Genomic DNA, 19420 nt, shown 5'->3' with positions numbered 1-19420 from the left:
GTCACCCGATCCGCTCCTTCGCCGGCACCAGCCCCTGCGGCTTCACCGCCAGGACCAGGATGATCAGCAGGAAGCCGAAGGCGTCGCGGTATTCGGTCGAGAGATACCTGCCAGCGAATTCCTCGACGAAGCCGAGGGCGAAGCCGCCGAGCGTCGCGCCCGGCAGGCTGCCGAGCCCGCCCAGGATGACGATGGCAAAGGCCTTCAGCCCGACCAGGTCGCCCATGGTGGGCGACACCATGAAGACCGGCCCGAGCAGCGCGCCCGAGGCAGCGGCGAGGCCTCGAGCCGAGCGCGAAGGTCGCGGTATTCACTCCAGGCCACCCGCACGCCCATCAGCGCCGCGGTCTGCGGGTCCTGGAAGGTGGCGCGCATCGCCATGCCCGCCCGGGTGCGGTCCAGCGCCAGCCAGAAGCCCAGCAGCAGCGCCGCCGCGGTCGCCAGCACGAAGAGCCGCAGCGGCAGGACCGGATACGGGGCCGAGCACCAGCGGCGAGCCCGGGAAGGGGTTGGGGATGAGCTTGGCGACGCCGCCCCAGATCCACATCTCCCCGTTCTGCAGCACCAGCGCGGCGCCGATCATCACCAGCATCACGCTGTCGATATCCGCCCCGCGCATCCGCCGCAGCAGCACGAGCTTCGAGCAGCGCGCCGAGCGCCACGCCCGCCAGCGTCGCCAGCGGCAGGGCGGCGAAGAAGTTCACCCCTGCCAGCGAGACCAGCGCATAGGTCATGTAGGCGCCGAAGGCGTAGAGCTCGCCATGGGTGAAGTTGACCACGCGCATGACGCCGAAGACGAGCGTCAGCCCGATCCCCAGCAGCGCATAGGTGCCGCCGAGGACCGTGCCGTTGACGAGATGTTGGAGCACCTGGTCCATCTCAGGGCAAACCTCGTCCGAGCGGCATGGCGCGAACGGCGTCACTTGCCCGGCAGGACAAGGCTGGAAGGCGCCTGGTGCGAGCCATGGCGAGCATGGGGGTTCCTACAGCAGGCTGGTCTTGCCCTCGCTCAGCCTCAGGATGGTGACGTTCGGCCGGTTCTGGCCGCTCTCCTGCCCGGCCGGGCCTTCCTTCTGGAAGGCGATGTCGCCGTTCACGCCGGAATCCGCACCTTCCACAAGGCGTCGCGGATCGCCTCCGGCTCCGCCTTTCCGGCGATGCGGATGGCTTCCACCACGGTCAGCATGGCGTCGTAGCCGCGGAAGCCCTCGGTCAGGCCGGCGAATTCCCAGCCTTTCTTGTTCCACTCCTCAGTGTAGGTGGCGGCCAGTTCGGGGTGCGGCGCCTTTTCGGGGAACCAGGGCGCATAGAACAGGATGTGGAAGCTCTCATTGCCCGCCGGCAGCGGGTTGGCGATGAGCTGGTCGGGGAAGGCGCCGCCGGTGGTGACGATGCGCTTGCCGAGCCGCTGCTCCACCGCCTGGCGCAGGGCGAGCGTGGTCTGCTCGACGCCGGTGGTGACGAAGATGGTGTCGCTGTCGGTCTGCTTCAGCGCGGTCAGCTGCGCCGCCAGGTCGGTGGCGTCCGGCGTCATCGTCTCGCCCCGGCCGATGGCGATGCCCTTGGCGGCCAGCGCCTGGCCGAATTTCTCCGCCGCACCCCGGCCGAAATCGTTGTTCACCGAGAGGAAGCCGATTTTCCGGATCGGCGGGTTGAACTTCGAAAGCTGCTCGGCGAAGGCCAGCGCCTCCATCTCCGAGGTCGGGGAGATGCGGAAGACCCAGGGGTTGCCCGAGGTGGTGATGCGCGCGGCCGACGACGTCTCGACCAGCAGCGGCACCTTGTACTCGACCAGCTTCGGCATGATTGCCAGGGTGAAGGTGCTGGACCAGGCGCCGATCAGCACCGGCACCTTGTCGCTCAGCACCAGCTTCTCGACCGAGGCCACTGCCTCCCGCGGATTGGACTTGTTGTCCTCGAGGATGAGCTGGATCGGCCGGCCGAGCACGCCGCCGGCGCGGTTCAGCACCTCGGTCGCGATCTTCGCGCCGTTGGCGACGTACATTGCCCGAGGCGGCGACCGCGCCGGTCAGCGGCTGGGTCATGCCGATCCTGACGGAATCGGCGGCGAGGCCGGGGCGGGGCCAGGGCCGGCATGGCGAGGCCGGCGAGCAGGACGGAGCGGCGGTTCAACATGCGGGACACCTCGGCGCGGGGCGGCCCGTCGGATGCGGACCTTGGCGGGAAGGCGATCAAGCAAGGCGGGTGCCACGCCCGGAACGGCCGGGGCACGCGGGTCCGGCGCCCCGGGCGCCCGCGCTTTGGGCGGCCGGTGGTCAGGAAATGTGCGTGCAGCCACCTATTCCCCTGGCCAGACTGGGTTCCAGCCATGGCATGCTGCTTGCCACCCCCGCCCGCCCTCCGGAGCCCGCGCCATGTCCGACCAGACCAAGCCCTTCGACCTGATCCTGCGCGGCGGCCATGCGGATGGACCCCGCGCAGGGGCTGGATGGCATCATGGACATCGCGGTGCAGGACGGCCGCATCGCCGCCATCGGCAGCGCCATCGCCGGCCCGGCGACCGAAATGGCCGACGTGTCCGGCAAGCTGGTGCTGCCGGGAATGATCGACACCCATGCGCATGTCTTCCGCTACGTCACCGGCCGCTTCGGCCTGGATGCGGACATGGTCGGCGTGCGGTCGGGCGTCACCACGCTGGTCGATCAGGGCGGGCCCTCGGTGCTGACCTTCCCGGCCTTCCGGGAATACATCGTGAAGCCCTCGGCCAGCCGCGCGTGCTGGCCTTCATCTCCGCCTACATGGTCGGCGGCCTCGAGGGCCACTACTACCCCGAGCTCTATGGCCCCGACTGCATCGCGGTGGAGGACACGATCCGTGCCGGCCAGGCCAATGCCGACCTGGTGCGCGGCGTGAAGGGCCATGCCGAGATCGCCGGCTTCACCCGCTGGGGCAATGCGGCGATGCGGAAGGCGGCCCAGATCGCCCGCGGGCTCGACCGCCCCTGTATATCCATTTCGGCCAGCTCTGGCCCATGCCGGGCGAGGGCGAGCCCTACGATCCCGACGCCATCCTGCCGGAGATGCTGGAGATCATGCGCCCCGGCGACGTGCTGGCGCATCCCTTCACCCGGCATCCCGGCGGCTTCGTCGACCGGCACGGCGCGCTGCACCCGGTGGTGCGGGAAGCGCTCGCCCGCGGGCTGAAGGTGGATGTCGGGCATGGCTCCCACTTCTCCTTCCGCATGGCGCGGCTGGTGATCGATGCCGGGGTGGTGCCGGACACGCTCGGCGCCGACATGCATGGCTACAACACCACCCTGCCGAAGCCGCGCGGCACGCCGGAGACGCATCCGGACAAGGAGGAGATGCATCTCTTTGCGGGGAAGCAGAATTTCTCGCTCGCCTCGGCGATGACCAGCATGCTGGCGCTGGGCCTGACGCTGCGGCAGGTGGTGCCGATGGTCAGCACGCATTGCGCGGCGATGCTGCGGATGCAGGACGAGATCGGTGCGCTGCGGCCAGGGGCGGAGGCGGACATCTCCGTCCTGCACGACGAGCGCGGCCGCTTCCGGCTGGAGGACAACGAAGGGCACGGTGGTGACCGCCGACCGCTTCCTACGCCCGGCCTTCTGCCTGCGCGCCGGCCGGCGCTTCGACGCGGATTCCGAGGTGCTGCCGCGGGCCGTGCTGGCCGAGGCCGCGTGAGCGCGTCCGATGCGCGGAGCGCCGCAGAGCTGAGCCCGCCGCGCCAGGATGGGGCGGGCGTTGGCGCCTCCCTCCGCCGCAAGGAGGACACACGCTTCCTTCATGGCCGCGGCCGCTATGTCGGCGATATCCGCCCCGCGGGCACGCTTGAGGTCGCCTTCCTGCGCAGCCCCGTCGCGCATGCGCGGCTGCTCGGCGTGGCGAAGCCCGGGGGCGCGGAACACCGCGTCTTCACCGCCGAGGACCTGCCGGAGATCGGCCCGATCCGCGCCAATTCCGCCCTGCCCGGCTTCCGGCCATCCGAGCAGCCGGCGCTGGCGCGCGGCAAGCTGCGGCATGTGGGCGAGCCCGTCGCCGCCTGCGTCGCGGCGACCCGGGCCGAGGCCGAGGACCTCGCCGCCGCCTGCAGACTGCAGTTCGAAGCGCTGCCGGCCATCGCCGACATGCTGGCGGCCTGCGCCCCGGCGCGCCGCTGATCCATGAGCACTGGCCGGACAACGCCTTCCTGGAGACCCGGCGGAGGAGGATCTCTCGGACCTCGATGCCGTCGCCGCCGCCAAGGTGGTGCGGGTGCTGCGCACCGCGCGGCAGAGCATGGCGCCGATCGAGGGCCGCGGCGTGCTGGCGGAATGGGATCTGCGGCTGGACCAGCTGGTCGTCACCAGCGCGGCGCAGATGCCGCACGTGACCAAGACCGGCATCGCCGAATGCCTGGGGCTGGACGAGGGCCAGGTGCGCGTCGTCGCCCCCGATGTCGGCGGCGGCTTCGGCTACAAGGGCATCCTGCTGCCGGAAGAGCTGGTCTGCGCCGCGCTGGCGATCCGCCTGCACCGCCCGGTGCGCTGGCTGGAGGACCGGCTGGAACAGCTGACCGCCAACGCCAATTGCCGCGAGCACCACTACGTCGTCACCGCCTGGGCCGATGCGGCGGGCCGACTGCTGGGCGCCGAGGTGGACGCCACGGTCGATGCAGGCGCCTATTCCGCCTATCCCTTCAGCGCCTGCCTGGAAGCGGCGCAGATCGGCAGCATCTTTCCCGGCCCCTACACCCTGCCGCGCTTCCGCTACCGCACCGTCTCGGCCTGCACCAACAAGCCACCGATCCTGCCCTACCGGGGTGTCGCCCGCACCGGCGTCTGCTTCGCCATGGAGACCACGCTGGACGCGCTGGCGCGCAAGCTCGGCCTGCCGGCGGAGGCCGTGCGCCACGCCAACCTCGTCCCGCCCGAGGCGATGCCCTACCGCAACCTTGTCGGCAAGGTCTTCGACAGCGGCGACTATCCGAGGCGCTGCGCCGCGCCGTCGCAGCGGTGGACGTGACCGGCATCCGCGCCCGCCAGGCAACCGGCGAGGCGGTCGGCTTCGGCCTGTCGGTCTTTTGCGAGCAGGGCGCGCACGGCACCTCGGTCTACCACGGCTGGGGAATCCCCTTCGTGCCGGGCTTCGAGCAGGCGCAGGCGCGCTTCACGCCCGATGGCGTGCTGGGATTGCGCGTCGGCCTGCACAGCCACGGTCAGGGGCTGGAGACGACGCTGGCGCAGGTGGCGCACGAGATCCTCGGCGTCGATCCGGCCCGCGTCCGCGTCGTGCATGGCGACACCGCGCTGACGCCGTATTCCACGGGGACCTGGGGCAGCCGCGCCATGGTCATGGCCGGCGGCGCGGTGGCAGAGGCCTGCCGACTGCTCGGCGAGCGGGCGCTGGCCATCGGCGCAGCCCTGCTGCAGGCGGAACCGGGCGCCGCCGTGCTGCGCGGCGGCGCGGTGCAGGCCGGCGAGGCGCAGGTCACGCTCGACCAGGTCGCCCGCACCTGGTTCCGCCAGCCGCAGAACCTGCCCGCCGGCGTCGATCGCGGCGGGCTGGAGGTGACGGCCGGCTACCGCCCCGACCCCGACACCGGCACCCACAGCTATGCCGCCCATGCCGTGGTGGCGAAGGTGGATACGGATACCGGGATGGTGACGCTGGAGGACTACGTGATCGTCGAGGACGGCGGCACGCTGGTGAACCCGATGATCGTCGACGGCCAGGTGCTCGGCGGCACCGCCCAGGGCATCGGCACCGCGCTGTACGAGGAGATGCCCTTCGACGCCGAGGGCCAGCCGCTGGCCGGGACGCTGGCCGACTACCTGCTGCCCGGTGCGACCGAGGTCCCCGATATCCGAATCGACCACATGGAGACGCCGAGCCCCTGGACCCGCTTCGGCCAGAAGGGCATCGGCGAGAGCGGCGCCATCGGCCCGCCGGCGGCGATCCTCAACGCGATCAACGACGCGCTGGCGCCGCTCGGCGCCGAGGTGACGGAACTGCCCGCCACGCCGGCCCGCGTGCTGGCCGCCATCGAGCGCGCCCGGCAATGAAGCCCGCCCCCTTCGACTATGCCCGCCCGGCGGACTGGCCAGCGGCGCTGGCGCTGCTGGCGGCGGGTGCGCGGCCGGTCGCCGGTGCGCAGTCGCTCGGCCCCATGCTGAACCTACGCGTGGCGACACCGGAGCGACTGGCCGACCTACGCCACCTGCCCTTCTATGCCGGCGTCGCGGCCACCGGCGATACCGTGCGGATCGGCGCCGGCACCACCCATGCGGCGATCGAGGACGGCGCGGTGCCCGGGCGGCTGGGCGCTATCCTGGCGGGCGTGGCGCGGCGCATCGCCTATCGCGCCGTGCGCAACCGCGGCACCGTCGGCGGCAGCCTCGTGCATGCCGACCCGGCGGCCGACTGGGTCGCGGTGCTGCCTGCCTTCCCCGGTGTCGCCATCGCGCGCGGACCGCAGGGAGAACGGCGCATCCCGCTGGCCGGCTTCATCACCGGCGTGATGGAGACCGCCTTGCGCGCCGACGAATTGCTGGTGGCGGTGGAGCTGCCCGTGCTGCCGGAGGCCGCGCGCTGGGGCCATTGGAAATTCTGCCGCAAGCCAGGCGAATTCTCGAAGGCCACAGCCTGCGTCCTGGCCCTGCCGGGCGCCGCACCGCGCGCCGTGCTGGCGGCGCTGGATGCCGCGCCGCTGGTGATCCCGGACGCCTCGGCGCTGCTGGCGGCGCCGGAAGCCGAAGCAGACCGCATCGTCGCCGGCCTGGCGCTTGACGATCCCTGGCGCGCGGCGCTCGCCCGTACCGCCTTGCGCCGCGCCGTGGAGCAGGCCGCATGATCACCCTGACCGTCAACGGCGACCGCGTCACCTCGGCCGCCGAACCGCGCACCCACCTAGCCGACCTGCTGCGCGGGGAGCTGCTGCTCACCGGAACGCATCTCGGCTGCGAGCACGGCGTCTGCGGCGCCTGCACGGTGGAGGTGGACGGCGCCCCCGCCCGCGCCTGCCTGCTGCATGCCGGCAGCTGCGACGGCGCCGCGATCCGCACCATCGAGGGCTTCGACGACGATGCGGTGATGGCCCAGCTGCGGGAGGCCTTCGCCGCGGAGCACGCGTTGCAATGCGGCTACTGCACCCCGGGGATGCTGGTCACCGCGCGCGACATCGTCCTGCGCCTGCCGCAGGCGGATGCCGCGCGGGTGCGGGAGAAGCTGGCGGGCAATCTCTGCCGCTGCACCGGCTACCGGGGCATCGTCCGCGCCATCCTGTCCGTGCTCGCGGCGCGCACTACCTGACCTTGGGCGCGGCGGCGCCCTCGGCCTCATGCGCGTCCACCAGTTGCCGCAGCAGCCGCAGCAGCACGGCCTGCTCGGCCTCCGGCAGCGGCGCCACCAGCCTTGCATGCGCCCGCGCCGCCGGCCGCTGCATCGCCGCCATCACCGCCTCGCCGGCGGCGGTCAGGGCCAGCAGCCGGGTGCGGCGGTCGGGCCCGGCCGCCACGCGGAGGAAGCCGGCGGCCTGCAGCCGGCGGATGACATCGGCGGTGGTGAAGCGGTCCAGCCGCAGCCCGGCGGCGGCGCTGCGCTGGTCCATCCCCGGCGCGGCCTGCACCAGGCTCAGCAGGCTGTACTGCACCGGGGTCACGCCGAAGGCGGCGCATTCCTCCTGGAACATGGCGGAATGCACCTGGTGCAGCCGGCGGACCAGCACGCCGGGGCGGTCCAGCAGCAGCGTGGCGGCCTCGGCCGGCAGGATCGCGCGGGGCGCCGGGCGCGGGCCGGCTGTGGCATCGGGCATGGGCTGCTGCATGGCATCGTGCCCGCCGGGTCCGCAAGCGCCGCGGCGCCCCGCGTCAGCCGGGGGCGGCTTTGCCACGGTCTCGGCAATCCGCGACGCCAGCCGTCCCGCGACCTCGGCCTTCGGCAGTTCCGGCCAGTCCTCGACCCCGCTTCGGTCACGAGATGCACGGTGTTGCGCTCGCCGCCCATGACGTCGCCGGAGACGTCATTGGCGACGATCCAGTCGCAGCCCTTGCGCAGCCGCTTCTCGGTGGCGTGGGCGACGACGGACTCGGTCTCGGCGGCGAAGCCCACCACCAGGCCGGGGCGCCGGGCGTGGCGGGACAGGGTCGCCAGGATGTCCGGGTTCAGCGCCATCTCGAGGGTCGGCGCCGCGGCGCCCGGCGTCTTCTTCAGCTTCTGCGTCGCCTCCCGCGCCACCCGCCAGTCGGCGACGGCGGCGGCCATGACGGCGATGTCGGCCGGCAGCGCGGCCTCGCAGGCGGCGAGCATCTCGCGCGCCGATTCGACCCGGACGACGCCGACCCCGCCGGGTCCGGCAGGCCGACCGGGCCGCTCACCAGGGTGACGCGGGCGCCGAGCGCGGCCAGCGCGGCGGCGATTGCGAAGCCCTGCTTGCCGCTGCTGCGGTTGGCGATGTAGCGCACCGGGTCGATCGGTTCATGCGTCGGACCGGCGGTGACGAGCGCATGCCGCCCCGCCAGCGGAAGCCCGGCGGGGGAGAGCAGCGCCTCGATCGCCGCCAGGATCTCGACGGGTTCGGACAGCCGGCCGGGACCGCTCTCGGGCTCCGCCATGGCGCCAACGCCGGGGCCGACCACCCGCACCCCACGCGCCGCAAGCGATGCCAGGTTGGCCCGGGTCGCCGGATGCTCCCACATCGCCGGGTTCATCGCCGGGGCGACGAGGATGGGCGCGCGGGTCGCCAGCAGGACGGTGGAGGCCAGGTCGTCCGCCAGCCCGTTCGCCATCTTCGCCAGCAGGTCGGCCGAGGCGGGGGCGACCACCACCAGGTCCGGCAGCCGGGCCAGGCGGATATGGCCGATCTCCGCCTCGGCGGCCCAGAGGTCGTCATGCACCCTTTGGCCGGTGATGCCCGCCAGCGCCTCCCGCGTCACGAAGCGGGCGCCGCCGGCGGTGAGGATGGCGGTGACGGCAGCGCCCGCCTTCCGCAGCAGGCGGGTCAGGTCGAGCACCTTGTAGGCGGCGACGCTGCCGGAGACGATCAGCAGGATGCGGCGGTCATTCAGCATGGCAGCGAAACTACAGGACCGCCGCCGCCGATCAAACCGGCCGCTCGCCCTTCACCGTGACGCGGTTGCCGTAGCGCCGGTTCGGCCAGTAGTCCCACATCGCCCGGTGCTGGGCACAGCGGTTGTCCCAGAACGCGACGGGATTGGGCTGCCAGCGGAAGCGGCACTGGAACAGCGGGTTCTCCATGTGCTGGTAGAGCCAGGCCAGGATGCCGTCGCTCTCGTCGCGCGGGATGCCGAGGATGCGGGTGGTGAAGCCGCGGTTGACGTAGAGCGCCTTCCGCCCGGTCACCGGATGGGTGCGCACCACCGGGTGCTCGGCGCGGGGATAGCTGGCCTTGTCGGCCACGCCCTCCTTGGCGAACATCCCGCGATAGACATGCTCGCCGCTGTGCTCGGCGGTGAGGCCCTCCAGATAGGCCTTCATCCGGTCGGACAGCGCGTCGTAGGCGCCGTACATGCTGGCGAACAGCGTGTCGCCGCCATCCGGCGGGCATTCGCGGATATAGAGGATGCTGCCCATCGGCGGCTCGAGGTCGCAGGAGACGTCGGAATGCCAGCCCTCGCCATTGGCGCGGACCGAGGTCTCGTCGGCCTTGATGATCATCAGCTCGGGGTGGCCGGGCTCGTGCGGTGCCGCAGGGTGCAGGTGCAACTCGCCGAACTGCCGCCCGAAATCGAGGTGCTGCTCCTGCGACATGTGCTGGTCGCGGAAGAAGATCACCAGGTGCTCGGCCAGCGCCCGGTGGATCTCGTCCATCTGCCGGTTGGAGATCGGCCCGCCGAGTGAGACGCCGCTGATCTCGGCGCCGATCAGGGGCGTCAGGCGGTTCACCCCGATCGTCTCATAGGCCTGGCCGGCCCGGGCGCCCACCTTGATGCGGGGGCCGTTGAGGGCGCTGAGCGAGGACATGGCGCGTTCCTTCTTTGCCGTGCTTTGGCGAGAGGCTAGCGCCGCCGGCGCCGCAGCGCGACTCCCCGCGGCGCGTTGGGCACAGACCCGCCCGGAGGCATGCTCGGCGGGTTGACCGGAGGTCCTGGATGATCGGTGCGCTCACCACCCTGCTCGTCTGCCAATTGGCCGGGGAGATCCTGGTCCGCGCCCTGCACCTGCCGGTGCCGGGCCCGGTGATCGGCATGGTGCTGCTCTTCGCCGGGCTGGTGCTGCGCGGCAGGCCGGCGGCCCTGGCGCTAGGCGCGACGGCGGATGCGCTGCTCGGCAATCTCGGGCTGCTCTTCGTCCCGGCCGGGGTCGGCGTGATGCTGTATCTGCCGCTGCTGGCGCGGGACTGGGCGCCGATCTCGCTGGCCGTGGTCGCCGGTACGCTGCTCGGCATTGCCGCGACGGGGCGGTTGGCGCAGGCGCTGTTGCGGCGGCTCGGCTGATGACCGACCTATCGGAGATCTGGGTCTACCTGGCGCGGGAGCCCCTGGCGGCGCTGACCGCCACGTTGCTCGCCTGGCTCGGTGCCTTGCGGATCCAGCGGCTGTTCCGCCGGCACCCGCTGGCCAATCCGGTGCTGTTCGCGGTGGCGTTGCTAGCGGCGGCGCTGCTGCTCGGCGGGGTCGAGTACCGCGCCTATTTCGAGGGCGCGCACTGGTCGTCCACTTCCTGCTCGGCCCGGCGACCGTCGCCCTGGCCGTGCCGCTGCACCGGCAATGGCAGGTGGTGCGGCGCTCGGCGCTCGCCGCGACGATCTCGGTGGTCACCGGCGGGCTCTTCGCGGCCGGCGCCGGCGTCGCCTTCGCCCTGGCCCTCGGCGCGGCGCCGGAGGTCACCGCCTCGCTCGCTCCGCGCTCCGTCACCACCCCGGTCGCCATGGGCATCGCCGAGCGGTTGGGCGGGCTGCCGTCGCTGACCGCCGCTGTGGTGATCTGCTCCGGCGTGGTCGGCGCGGCGCTGGGGCCGGCGGTGCTCGACCTGGTACGGGTGAAGGACTGGCGGGCGCGGGGTCTCGCCATCGGCACCGCGGCGCATGGCATCGGCACGGCGCGGGCGCTTTCGGTCAACGCCACCGCCGGGGCCTTCAGCGGGCTGGCGATGGGGCTGAACGCGCTGGCGACGGCGCTGCTGCTGCCCTTGCTGTGGCGGCTGCTGGCAGGCGGGTGATGGCGGCGCCGGACCGGCTTGCGGCAAGCTGGCCCGGCACGGAGCAAGGAGGCCGGAATGTCCGACACCGATCTGCACAAGCGCATCCAGGAACGCGCCTATGCCATCTGGCAGGCGGAAGGCTGCCCGGACGGGCGCGCCGCGGCGCATTGGGACCTCGCCCGCCGGCTGGTCGAGGAGCGCGAGGCCTATCTCGACGAGGAAGGCGCCGAGAGCTTCCCGGCCAGCGACCCGCCCTCCCATGTCCCCATCACCGGCGACCGGCTATGAAGCCCGGCCAGGAGGAAACGCCGATGCCCGTCTACGCCCTGCACGACCTTGTCCCTGATGCCGCCGGCCGGCCGCTACTGGGTGGCGCCGGATGCGCATGTCATCGGCCGCGTCACCCTCGGCGAGGATGTCGGCGTCTGGTTCGGCGCCGTCATCCGCGCCGACAACGAGAGCGATGGCGATCGGCGCCCGCACCAACATCCAGGAAGGCGCCATGCTGCATTCCGACAGCGGCAGCCCGCTGACGGTGGGCGAGGACGTGACGGTCGGCCACCACGCCATCCTGCACGGCTGCACAGTGGGCGATTGCAGCCTGATCGGGATGGGAGCGACGGTGCTGAACCGGGCGCGGATCGGCCGCTTCTGCATCGTCGGCGCCAATGCGCTGGTGACCGAGGGCAAGGAATTTCCCGACTTCTCGCTGATCGTCGGCAGCCCGGCCAAGGTGGCGCGGGTGCTGCCGGACTCGGCCGCCGAGGATTTGCGCCGGTCGGCGGCGCATTACGTGGCGAGATTGGCAGCGCTTCGCGGCCGGGCTGCGGGTCGTCGGCTGAAGCAGGCAAGGCCAGGGAGGAGGTATCCTCCCTGGCCCCACCTCTATCTTTGTGGATTGGCACTCGTCGCGCGGCGGCATCTACGCCTCGGCCGGCAGCGCCGGCAGGGATTCCGCCCCGTGGCGCGCCAGATGGTCCCACATCGCCTGCGCCGCCGGCAGCAGCCGCTTCTCCGTCCGGCGCACCAGGAACCACTGCCGCAGCGCCGGCGGCCCCGCCACGTCGAGGATCGCCAGCCGCCCGTCGCGCAGCTCCGCCGCGATGGTATGGGCCGAGAGCAGCGCGATCCCCATCCCCGCCATGACAGCCTGCTTGATCGTCTCGTTGCTGCCGATCTCCATCCGGGGCCCGTCGACCTCGGCGCCGAACAGCCGCCGCATCAGGTCGCGGGTGCCGGAACCGGGCTCGCGCAGCAGGAAGGTCTCCCCACCAGCGCGCCCAGCGGGATGGCCCGCCGCCGCGCGAGCGGATGCCCGGGCGGCGCGATGATCACATGCGGGTGTGGGCCGAGCACCGCGCGCTCCACCGGGAAGTGGTCCGGCGGGTAGCCCATCACCGCCAGGTCCAGTTCGAACCCCTCCAGTGCCGCCACAACCTGCTGCCGATTGCCCACCGAAAGCCGCATTTCGACGCCGGGATGGGCGCGCTGGAAGGCGGCGAGGGCGAAGGGCGCGAAATACTTCGCCGTGCTGGTCACGCCGACCGCGACCCGGCCGCCTTCCACGCCGCGCAGTGCTTCGATCGCCGCGGCACAATCCGCCAGAGCCGCCTCGATCCGGCCGAGCGCCGCCAGCGCCTCCCGCCCCGCCTCGGTCGGGCGCATGCCGGCCGGCGTGCGTTCCAGCAGCGGTACGCCGGCCAGCGCGTCCTCCAGCAACCGCAGTTGTTGCGCGACAGCGGGCGGGGTCAGCGAAAGCTGCGCCGCCGCCGCCGTCACGCTGCCGGTCCCGGCCACCGCGCCCAGGGCGCGCAGCTGGCGGAGCGAGGTGCGGCGGGAAAAATTGACAAGTTTTTCTTTCATTGACGACAAGATTAAAGGAATTTCTTGGCCCCGCCAGCCCGCCTAATGTCGCCCCATCGGGTCCAGCCGATGCGCCGCTGAAGGCGCCGGTTGGGGGAGGACGCGGCGTGACGCAGCTCGCGGAGCATCTGGAAGCCTGGGCCGGCCCCAGCCACGGCCGCCAGGCCGTGGCGGAGACGATCTTCGCCCTGGCCCGCGCCGCCGCGGAACTGGCCGAGCTGGTCGCCGAGGGGCCGCTGGCCGGCGAGCTCGGCCGGGTGGTCGGCGCCAGCGACGACGGCGATGGCCAGAAGGCGCTCGACGTCCGCGCCAACGACCTGTTCCTGCGGCACCTGCAGAAGGCCCCGGTCGCCGCCGTGGCCTCCGAGGAAATGCCGGCCGCTGTCGCGCTGCGCGGCGCCGCGCCGATCGCGGTGGCGATGGACCCGCTGGACGGGTCGAACAACATCGACATCGACGCGCCGCTCGGCACGCTGTTCTCCCTGCTGCCGAGCGAGCGGCACGACGACCCCGCGCTGCCCTTCACCGCCGCCGGCGACCGCCAGCTGGCCGCCGGCTGCGTGCTGTACGGCCCGCACACGGTGCTGATGCTGACCATGGGCGTCGGGGTGCAAATCTTCACGCTCGACCGCCGGATCCGCGAGTTCCGCCTGACCCGCGCGGATGTCCGTATGCCGGAGGCCAGGCGGGAATACGCCATCAATGCCTCCAACGCCCGGCACTGGCCGCTTCCGGTGCGCGCCTTCGTCGAGGAATGCGTCGCCGGCGCCGAGGGCCCGCGCGGCACCGACTACAACATGCGCTGGCTCGGCTGCGTCGCGGCCGATGCCTACCGGGTGCTGCTGCGCGGCGGGATCTACCTGTATCCGGGCGATGCGCGGCCCGGCTATGGCCGCGGCCGGCTGCGCCTGGTCTATGAGGCGAACCCGATCGCCTTCCTGATGCACCAGGCCGGCGGCACCGCGACGGATGGTTTCGTGCCGATCCTCGGGATCGCGCCGCACACGCTGCACCAGCGCGTGCCGCTGATCTTCGGGTCGCGCGACAAGGTGGCGCGGGTGGTGTCGTTGCATCTGGACGGCGTGCCGGCGGCGGGGCAGCGCCCGCTGTTCGGCGCCCGCGGCCTGTTCCGGTCCTGAGGGGACGCGCGCGATGTCGGTCCGCCACCCCATCATCTCGGTTACCGGCTCCTCCGGCGCCGGCACCACCCACGGTGAAGCACACCTTCGAGCAGATCTTCCGCCGCGAGGGCATCACCGCCGCCTGGATCGAAGGCGACGCCTTCCACCGCCACGACCGGGCCGAGATGCGCCGCGCCATGACGGAGGCCGAGGCAGCGGGCAACCGCCACTTCAGCCATTTCGGCGAGGCGGCGAACCTATTGGAGGAGCTGGAGGCGGTCTTCGCCACCTATGCCGCGGAAGGCCACGGCCGCACCCGCCACTACATCCACGACGCGGCCGAGGCGGCGCAGCACGGCGCGCCGGCCGGCAGCTTCACCGACTGGGCGGACTTCCCCCGCGGCACCGACCTGCTGTTCTACGAAGGCCTGCATGGCGCGGTGCGAACCGACCGGGTGGACATCGCCCGGCATGCCGACCTGAAGGTCGGCGTCGTGCCGGTCATCAATCTCGAATGGATCCAGAAGATCCATCGCGACAAGTCGGTGCGCGGCTACTCCACCGAAGCAGTGATGGACACGATCCTGCGTCGCATGCCGGACTATGTCCGCATCATCTGCCCGCAATTCGCCGAGACGGACGTGAATTTCCAGCGCGTGCCGACGGTCGATACCTCCAACCCCTTCATGGCGCGCTGGATACCGACGCCCGATGAATCGATGGTGGTGATCCGCTTCCGCAACCCGCGCGGCATCGACTTCGCCTACCTGACCTCGATGCTGCGGGACAGCTTCATGTCCCGGGCCAATTCCATCGTCATCCCCGGATCGAAACTCGACCTTGCCATGCAGCTCATCATGACGCCCATGGTGCTGCAGCTCATCGACCGCAGCCGCCGGGCACGGTGAGTCCATATCACGGGAACATGCGCATGGCCTTCGTCACCCTTCGCCAATTGCTGGATCACGCCGCCGAGCAAGGCTATGGCGTGCCCGCCTTCAACATCAACAACATGGAACAGCTCCGCGCCATCATGGAGGCGGCGGCGAAGACCGCCTCTCCGGTGATCATCCAGGCCAGCCGCGGCGCCCGCGCCTATGCCGGCGACTTCATGCTGACCGCCATGGTGCAGGGCGCGGTCGCCACCTGGCCCGACGTGCCGGTCTGCCTCCATCTCGACCACGGCGACCGGCCGGCCACCTGCCTCTCGGCGATCCAGCACGGCTTCACCAGCGTGATGATGGACGGCTCGCTGCGCGAGGACGGCAAGACGCCGGCCGACTACGACTACAACCTCGCCGTCACCGCCAAGGTCGCCGAGATGGCGCATGGCGTCGGCGTCTCGGTCGAGGGCGAGCTCGGCTGCCTCGGCTCGCTCGAGAGCGGCCAGGGAGAGAAGGAGGACGGCCACGGCGCCGAGGGCGTGCTCTCCCGCGACCAGCTGCTGACCGACCCGGCCCAGGCGCAGGATTTCGTGGCGCGCACCGGCGTCGATGCGCTGGCCGTCGCCATCGGCACCAGCCACGGCGCCTACAAGTTCACCCGTGCGCCGACCGGCGACATCCTGGCGATGGAGGTGGTGCGCGCCATCCATGCGCGGCTGCCGAACACGCACCTGGTGATGCATGGCAGCTCCTCCGTCCCGCAGGAGCTGCAGGACATCTTCAACGAATTCGGCGGGCAGATGCCGCAGACCTGGGGCGTGCCGGTGGCCGAGATCCAGGAAGGCATCCGCCACGGCGTCCGCAAGATCAACATCGACACCGATTGCCGCATCGCCATGGCCGGGCAATTCCGCCGCGTGGCGACGGAGAAGCGCGGCGAGTTCGACCCGCGCGCCTTCATGAAGCCGGCCATGGCGGCGCTGACCGCGCTCTGTGCCCGGCGCTTCGAGGAATTCGGCACCGCCGGCCAGGCGCCGAAGCTGAAGCCGATGCCGCTGCCGGCGATGGCCGCGCTCTACGCCCGCGGCGCGCTCGACCCCGTCATCGGGGGTGCCGCGCGCGCCGCCTGACCCGCTTCCAGGGAGACACGAGGATGAACGTCGCCAGCCCTCCACGCGGCCGCTACGACGCGGGCGTCATGAAGTACAAGGAGATGGGCTACTTCGACCTGGACTACCAGCCGAAGCAGACGGACATCCTCGCCTGCTTCCGGGTCACGCCGCAGGACGGCGTCGACCCGGAGGAAGCTGCGGCCGCGGTCGCCGGCGAAAGCTCGACCGCCACCTGGACGGTGGTCTGGACGGACCGGCTGACGGCGGCCGACCACTACCGCGCCAAGTGCTACCGGATCGACCCCGTCCCCGGCGCGCCGGGCTCGTGGTTTGCCTATATCGCCTATGACCTCGACCTCTTCGAGCCGGGCTCGATCGTCAACCTCTCGGCCTCGATCATCGGCAATGTCTTCGGCTTCAAGCCGCTGAAGGCGCTCAGGCTCGAGGACCATGCGGCTGCCGGTCGCCTATGTGAAGACCTTCGACGGGCCCGCCACCGGCATCGTCGTCGAGCGCGAGCGGCTCGACAAGTTCGGCCGCCCGCTGCTGGGCGCCACGGTGAAGCCGAAGCTGGGGCTCTCGGGCCGCAACTACGGCCGCGTGGTGTACGAGGCGCTGAAGGGCGGGCTCGACTTCACCAAGGATGACGAGAACATCAACAGCCAGCCCTTCATGCACTGGCGCGACCGGTTCCTCTACTGCATGGAAGCCGTCAACCGCGCCCAGGCGATGACCGGCGAGGTGAAGGGCACCTACCTCAACGTCTCCGCCGGGACGATGGAGGACATGTACGAGCGGGCGGAATTCGCCAGGTCGCTCGGCTCCTCCATCATCATGATCGACCTCGTCATCGGCTACACCGCGATCCAGTCCATGGCGAAATGGGCGCGGCGCAACGACATGATCCTGCACCTGCACCGCGCCGGGCATTCGACCTATACGCGGCAGAAGACGCATGGCGTCAGCTTCCGCGTCATAGCCAAGTGGATGCGCCTCGCGGGGTCGACCACATCCATGCCGGCACCGTGGTCGGCAAGCTGGAAGGCGACCCGGCGACGACCGCCGGCTATTACGACATCTGCCGCGAGCCGCACAATCCGCAGCGGCTCGAGCACGGGCTGTTCTTCGAGCAGGACTGGGCCGGGCTGCGGCGGATGATGCCGGTGGCCTCGGGCGGCATCCATGCCGGGCAGATGCACCAGCTGCTGACCCTGCTGGGGGAGGACGTGGTGCTGCAATTCGGCGGCGGCACCATCGGTCACCCCATGGGCATCGCCGCCGGCGCCACCGCCAATCGCGTCGCCCTGGAATGCATGGTGCTGGCGCGGAACGAGGGCCGCGACATCATGGCGGAGGGGCCGGACATCCTGGCCGCCGCGGCGCGCCACTGCACGCCGCTGGCCCAGGCGCTGGAGATCTGGAAGGACGTGACTTTCGACTACGCCTCGACCGACACGCCCGATTTCGTCCCCACCGTCTCCGTCGCCTGAAGGACCAGGATCGATGCGCCTCTCCCAAGGCACTTTCAGCTTCCTGCCCGACCTGACCGAGGCGCAAATCGCCGCCCAGGTCGGCTACTGCATCCGCAACGGCTGGGCGGTGAACATCGAATACACCGACGACCCGCATCCAAGAAACACCTACTGGGAGATGTGGGGCCTGCCGATGTTCGATCTCAAGGACCCCGCCGCGGTGCTCTACGAGCTCGGCGAATGCCGCAAGGTGCATGGCGGCCGCGCCTATATCCGGCTCAGCGCCTTCGACAGCACCCATACCTGGGAGAGCCTCCGGCTCTCCTTCCTGACGGACCGGCCGGCGGAGGAGCCCGGCTTCGCGCTGGAGCGGCAGGAGACGAACGGCCGCGACATCCGCTACACCACGCGGGCCTATGCCGCGGCCAAGCCGATGGGCGAGCGGTACTAGCGCATGGACGCGGCGGCGACCGTCGACCTGCGCGCGGCCTTCGAGGCCTCGGGCCTCGGCGCGGTGCTCGAGGAACTGGACCGCACGCTGGTCGGCCTCGCCCCGGTGAAGCGCCGCATCCGAGAGATCGCGGCGCTGCTGCTGGTCGACCGGCTGCGCCGCGACATGGGCCTGACCAGCGAGACGCCGACGCTGCACATGTCCTTCACCGGCAACCCGGGAACGGGCAAGACCACGGTCGCCGCGCGGATGGCGGATATTCTCCACCGGCTCGGCTATATCCATACCAATCAGCTCGTCTCCGTCACCCGCGACGACCTGGTCGGTCAGTACATCGGCCACACCGCGCCGAAGACCAAGGAGATCCTGAAGAAGGCGATGGGCGGCGTGCTCTTCATCGACGAGGCCTACTACCTCTACCGGCCGGAGAACGAGCGCGACTACGGGCAGGAGTCGATCGAGATCCTGCTGCAGGTGATGGAGAACCGCCGCAACGACCTCGTCGTCATCCTCGCCGGCTATGCCGACCGGATGGAACGCTTCTTCGGCTCCAATCCCGGCATGCGGTCGCGCATCGCGCATCACGTCGACTTTCCCGACTATGACGCCGGGGAGCTGATGCGCATCGCCGAGCTGATGCTGGCGGCGCAGAACTACCGCTTCAGCCCGGAGGCGAAGGACGCCTTCGTGCAATACCTCGCGGCGCGGATGCGGCAGCCGCATTTCGCCAATGCGCGCAGCGTGCGCAATGCGCTCGACCGTGCGCGGCTGCGCCAGGCGGTGCGGCTGTTCGAGGAGCGGCCCGAGGCGGTGACGGCCGAGGCGCTGATGACCATCGGGCCGGAGGAGATCCTCGCCAGCCGCGTGCTGGCCTGAATGGGCGTGGCGCTGGGGATCGACCTCGGCACCTCCGGCCTGCGGGTGGCGGTGCTGGACGCGACGGGGCAGGTGGTGGCGCAGGCCGGCATGCCGCTGCCGCCGACGCGCGCGACGGAGCCGGCGGCCTGGTTGGAGGCGCTGGACGCCGCCCTCGCCCAGGTGCCGCTGGACGCGGTGCGCCGCATCGCGGTTGCCGGCACCTCCGGAACGCTGCTGGCGTTGGATGCGGCGGGGCGGCCGGTCGGTCCCCCGGCGATGTACGACGCGCCGGCGCCAGCCGCGGCGGTGGCGGCCATTGCCCGCGTCGCGCCCGCCGGCAGCCCGGCGCGCGGCGCCACCTCGCCACTGGCCAAGGCGCTCGGGATGCAGGCGCGGCCCGGCGTCGCGCACCTATTGCATCAAGCCGATTGGATCCTCGGGACGCTGCTCGGCCGCTGGGACCACACCGACGAGAACAATGCGCTGAAGACCGGCTACGATCCCGTTGCCCAGTGCTGGCCCGGCTGGCTGGGGGCGAC

The 19420-nt window shown here is 71.5% G+C and carries 21 protein-coding genes and 4 pseudogenes; 17 read left to right on the top strand and 8 right to left on the bottom strand.

What is annotated here, in order from left to right:
- Nucleotide 1 precedes the first annotated feature (1 nt).
- From ACQ86J_RS21570 to ACQ86J_RS21555, 4 genes are all read right to left on the bottom strand, one after another.
- Entirely contained in the window at nucleotides 2-241 is a 240-nt protein-coding gene (locus tag ACQ86J_RS21570; protein ID WP_431267142.1) for an ABC transporter permease subunit, read from the bottom strand.
- Nucleotides 205-447 carry an ABC transporter permease subunit gene (locus ACQ86J_RS21565; RefSeq protein WP_431267141.1) on the bottom strand — a complete coding sequence of 81 codons (243 nt, stop codon included), beginning with the start codon at nucleotides 445-447 and terminating at the stop codon, nucleotides 205-207. Before ACQ86J_RS21565 ends, ACQ86J_RS21570 begins: the two co-directional genes overlap by 37 nt.
- On the bottom strand, nucleotides 336-878 hold the full coding sequence (locus tag ACQ86J_RS21560; protein ID WP_431267140.1) for a branched-chain amino acid ABC transporter permease: 543 nt from the start codon (nucleotides 876-878) through the stop codon (nucleotides 336-338). Before ACQ86J_RS21560 ends, ACQ86J_RS21565 begins: the two co-directional genes overlap by 112 nt.
- Nucleotides 879-1093: 215 nt before the next feature.
- A complete protein-coding gene (locus ACQ86J_RS21555) occupies nucleotides 1094-2005 on the bottom strand; it encodes an ABC transporter substrate-binding protein (protein ID WP_431267139.1) in 912 nt (303 codons plus the stop codon).
- Nucleotides 2006-2421: 416 nt separating this feature from the next.
- Between ACQ86J_RS21555 and ACQ86J_RS21550 the strand changes: the two genes are divergently transcribed.
- The 6 genes from ACQ86J_RS21550 (at nucleotide 2422) to ACQ86J_RS21525 (ending at nucleotide 7271) form a co-directional block, all read left to right on the top strand.
- Nucleotides 2422-2874 (top strand): hypothetical protein, encoded by a 453-nt coding sequence (locus tag ACQ86J_RS21550; RefSeq protein WP_431267138.1) that lies wholly within the window; start codon nucleotides 2422-2424, stop codon nucleotides 2872-2874.
- Nucleotides 2875-2992: 118 nt separating this feature from the next.
- Nucleotides 2993-4141 (top strand): hypothetical protein, encoded by a 1149-nt coding sequence (locus ACQ86J_RS21545; RefSeq protein WP_431267137.1) that lies wholly within the window; start codon nucleotides 2993-2995, stop codon nucleotides 4139-4141.
- Nucleotides 4142-4229: 88 nt separating this feature from the next.
- On the top strand, nucleotides 4230-4985 hold the full coding sequence (locus tag ACQ86J_RS21540; protein WP_431267136.1) for a molybdopterin cofactor-binding domain-containing protein: 756 nt from the start codon (nucleotides 4230-4232) through the stop codon (nucleotides 4983-4985).
- A complete protein-coding gene (locus ACQ86J_RS21535) occupies nucleotides 4976-6025 on the top strand; it encodes a xanthine dehydrogenase family protein molybdopterin-binding subunit (protein ID WP_431267135.1) in 1050 nt (349 codons plus the stop codon). The genes ACQ86J_RS21540 and ACQ86J_RS21535 overlap by 10 nt, the downstream gene beginning before the upstream one ends.
- A complete protein-coding gene (locus ACQ86J_RS21530) occupies nucleotides 6022-6813 on the top strand; it encodes an FAD binding domain-containing protein (protein ID WP_431267134.1) in 792 nt (263 codons plus the stop codon). The genes ACQ86J_RS21535 and ACQ86J_RS21530 overlap by 4 nt, the downstream gene beginning before the upstream one ends.
- Nucleotides 6810-7271, top strand: a complete 462-nt coding sequence (locus tag ACQ86J_RS21525) for a (2Fe-2S)-binding protein (protein WP_431267133.1) — start codon at nucleotides 6810-6812, stop codon at nucleotides 7269-7271. Before ACQ86J_RS21530 ends, ACQ86J_RS21525 begins: the two co-directional genes overlap by 4 nt.
- On the opposite strand, the gene ACQ86J_RS21520 is transcribed toward ACQ86J_RS21525, so the two are convergent.
- From ACQ86J_RS21520 to ACQ86J_RS21510, 3 genes and pseudogenes are all read right to left on the bottom strand, one after another.
- Entirely contained in the window at nucleotides 7264-7686 is a 423-nt protein-coding gene (locus tag ACQ86J_RS21520; RefSeq protein ID WP_431272729.1) for a MarR family winged helix-turn-helix transcriptional regulator, read from the bottom strand. The genes ACQ86J_RS21525 and ACQ86J_RS21520 overlap by 8 nt on opposite strands.
- 165 nt (nucleotides 7687-7851) lie before the next feature.
- A pseudogene (coaBC, locus tag ACQ86J_RS21515) lies at nucleotides 7852-9028 on the bottom strand (bifunctional phosphopantothenoylcysteine decarboxylase/phosphopantothenate--cysteine ligase CoaBC); the annotation flags it as partial.
- Between the two features lie 31 nt (nucleotides 9029-9059).
- Nucleotides 9060-9941, bottom strand: a complete 882-nt coding sequence (locus ACQ86J_RS21510) for a TauD/TfdA dioxygenase family protein (RefSeq protein WP_431267132.1) — start codon at nucleotides 9939-9941, stop codon at nucleotides 9060-9062.
- Nucleotides 9942-10069: 128 nt separating this feature from the next.
- Between ACQ86J_RS21510 and ACQ86J_RS21505 the strand changes: the two genes are divergently transcribed.
- From ACQ86J_RS21505 to ACQ86J_RS21490, 4 genes and pseudogenes are all read left to right on the top strand, one after another.
- Nucleotides 10070-10414: a CidA/LrgA family protein gene (locus ACQ86J_RS21505; RefSeq protein WP_431267131.1), complete on the top strand. Its 345-nt coding sequence runs from the start codon at nucleotides 10070-10072 to the stop codon at nucleotides 10412-10414.
- A pseudogene (locus ACQ86J_RS21500) lies at nucleotides 10414-10569 on the top strand (LrgB family protein); the annotation flags it as partial. The gene ACQ86J_RS21505 and the pseudogene ACQ86J_RS21500, both read left to right, overlap by 1 nt.
- Nucleotides 10570-10670: 101 nt before the next feature.
- Nucleotides 10671-11138 carry an LrgB family protein gene (locus ACQ86J_RS21495; protein ID WP_431267130.1) on the top strand — a complete coding sequence of 156 codons (468 nt, stop codon included), beginning with the start codon at nucleotides 10671-10673 and terminating at the stop codon, nucleotides 11136-11138.
- A gap of 57 nt (nucleotides 11139-11195) precedes the next feature.
- On the top strand, nucleotides 11196-11408 hold the full coding sequence (locus ACQ86J_RS21490; protein ID WP_431267129.1) for a DUF2934 domain-containing protein: 213 nt from the start codon (nucleotides 11196-11198) through the stop codon (nucleotides 11406-11408).
- Between the two features lie 634 nt (nucleotides 11409-12042).
- Here the strand turns inward: ACQ86J_RS21490 and ACQ86J_RS21485 are convergent.
- Nucleotides 12043-12983 (bottom strand): annotated as a pseudogene (locus ACQ86J_RS21485) (LysR family transcriptional regulator).
- A 107-nt stretch (nucleotides 12984-13090) separates the two neighbouring features.
- On the opposite strand from ACQ86J_RS21485, the gene ACQ86J_RS21480 reads away from it, so the two are divergent.
- The 7 genes and pseudogenes from ACQ86J_RS21480 (at nucleotide 13091) to cbbX (ending at nucleotide 18899) form a co-directional block, all read left to right on the top strand.
- Nucleotides 13091-14122: a class 1 fructose-bisphosphatase gene (locus tag ACQ86J_RS21480; RefSeq protein ID WP_431267128.1), complete on the top strand. Its 1032-nt coding sequence runs from the start codon at nucleotides 13091-13093 to the stop codon at nucleotides 14120-14122.
- A gap of 74 nt (nucleotides 14123-14196) precedes the next feature.
- Nucleotides 14197-15012 (top strand): phosphoribulokinase, encoded by an 816-nt coding sequence (locus ACQ86J_RS21475; protein WP_431267127.1) that lies wholly within the window; start codon nucleotides 14197-14199, stop codon nucleotides 15010-15012.
- A 23-nt stretch (nucleotides 15013-15035) separates the two neighbouring features.
- Entirely contained in the window at nucleotides 15036-16118 is a 1083-nt protein-coding gene (gene fba, locus ACQ86J_RS21470) for a class II fructose-bisphosphate aldolase (RefSeq protein ID WP_431267126.1), read from the top strand.
- 23 nt (nucleotides 16119-16141) lie between these two features.
- Nucleotides 16142-16747 carry a hypothetical protein gene (locus ACQ86J_RS21465; protein WP_431267125.1) on the top strand — a complete coding sequence of 202 codons (606 nt, stop codon included), beginning with the start codon at nucleotides 16142-16144 and terminating at the stop codon, nucleotides 16745-16747.
- Nucleotides 16659-17590, top strand: a pseudogene (locus ACQ86J_RS21460) (ribulose-bisphosphate carboxylase large subunit). The gene ACQ86J_RS21465 and the pseudogene ACQ86J_RS21460 overlap by 89 nt, the downstream one beginning before the upstream one ends.
- A gap of 13 nt (nucleotides 17591-17603) precedes the next feature.
- A complete protein-coding gene (locus ACQ86J_RS21455) occupies nucleotides 17604-18023 on the top strand; it encodes a ribulose bisphosphate carboxylase small subunit (RefSeq protein WP_431267124.1) in 420 nt (139 codons plus the stop codon).
- A 3-nt stretch (nucleotides 18024-18026) separates the two neighbouring features.
- Nucleotides 18027-18899: a CbbX protein gene (gene cbbX, locus ACQ86J_RS21450; protein WP_431267123.1), complete on the top strand. Its 873-nt coding sequence runs from the start codon at nucleotides 18027-18029 to the stop codon at nucleotides 18897-18899.
- The last annotated feature ends 521 nt before the right edge of the window (nucleotides 18900-19420 follow it).

It is taken from the genome of Dankookia sp. P2, assembly GCF_050632255.1.
In the GTDB taxonomy this organism is placed as follows: Bacteria; Pseudomonadota; Alphaproteobacteria; order Acetobacterales; family Acetobacteraceae; genus Paracraurococcus.
The sequence above is the reverse complement of the archived record's forward strand: the minus strand, read 5'-3'. Positions and strand labels throughout refer to the sequence as shown.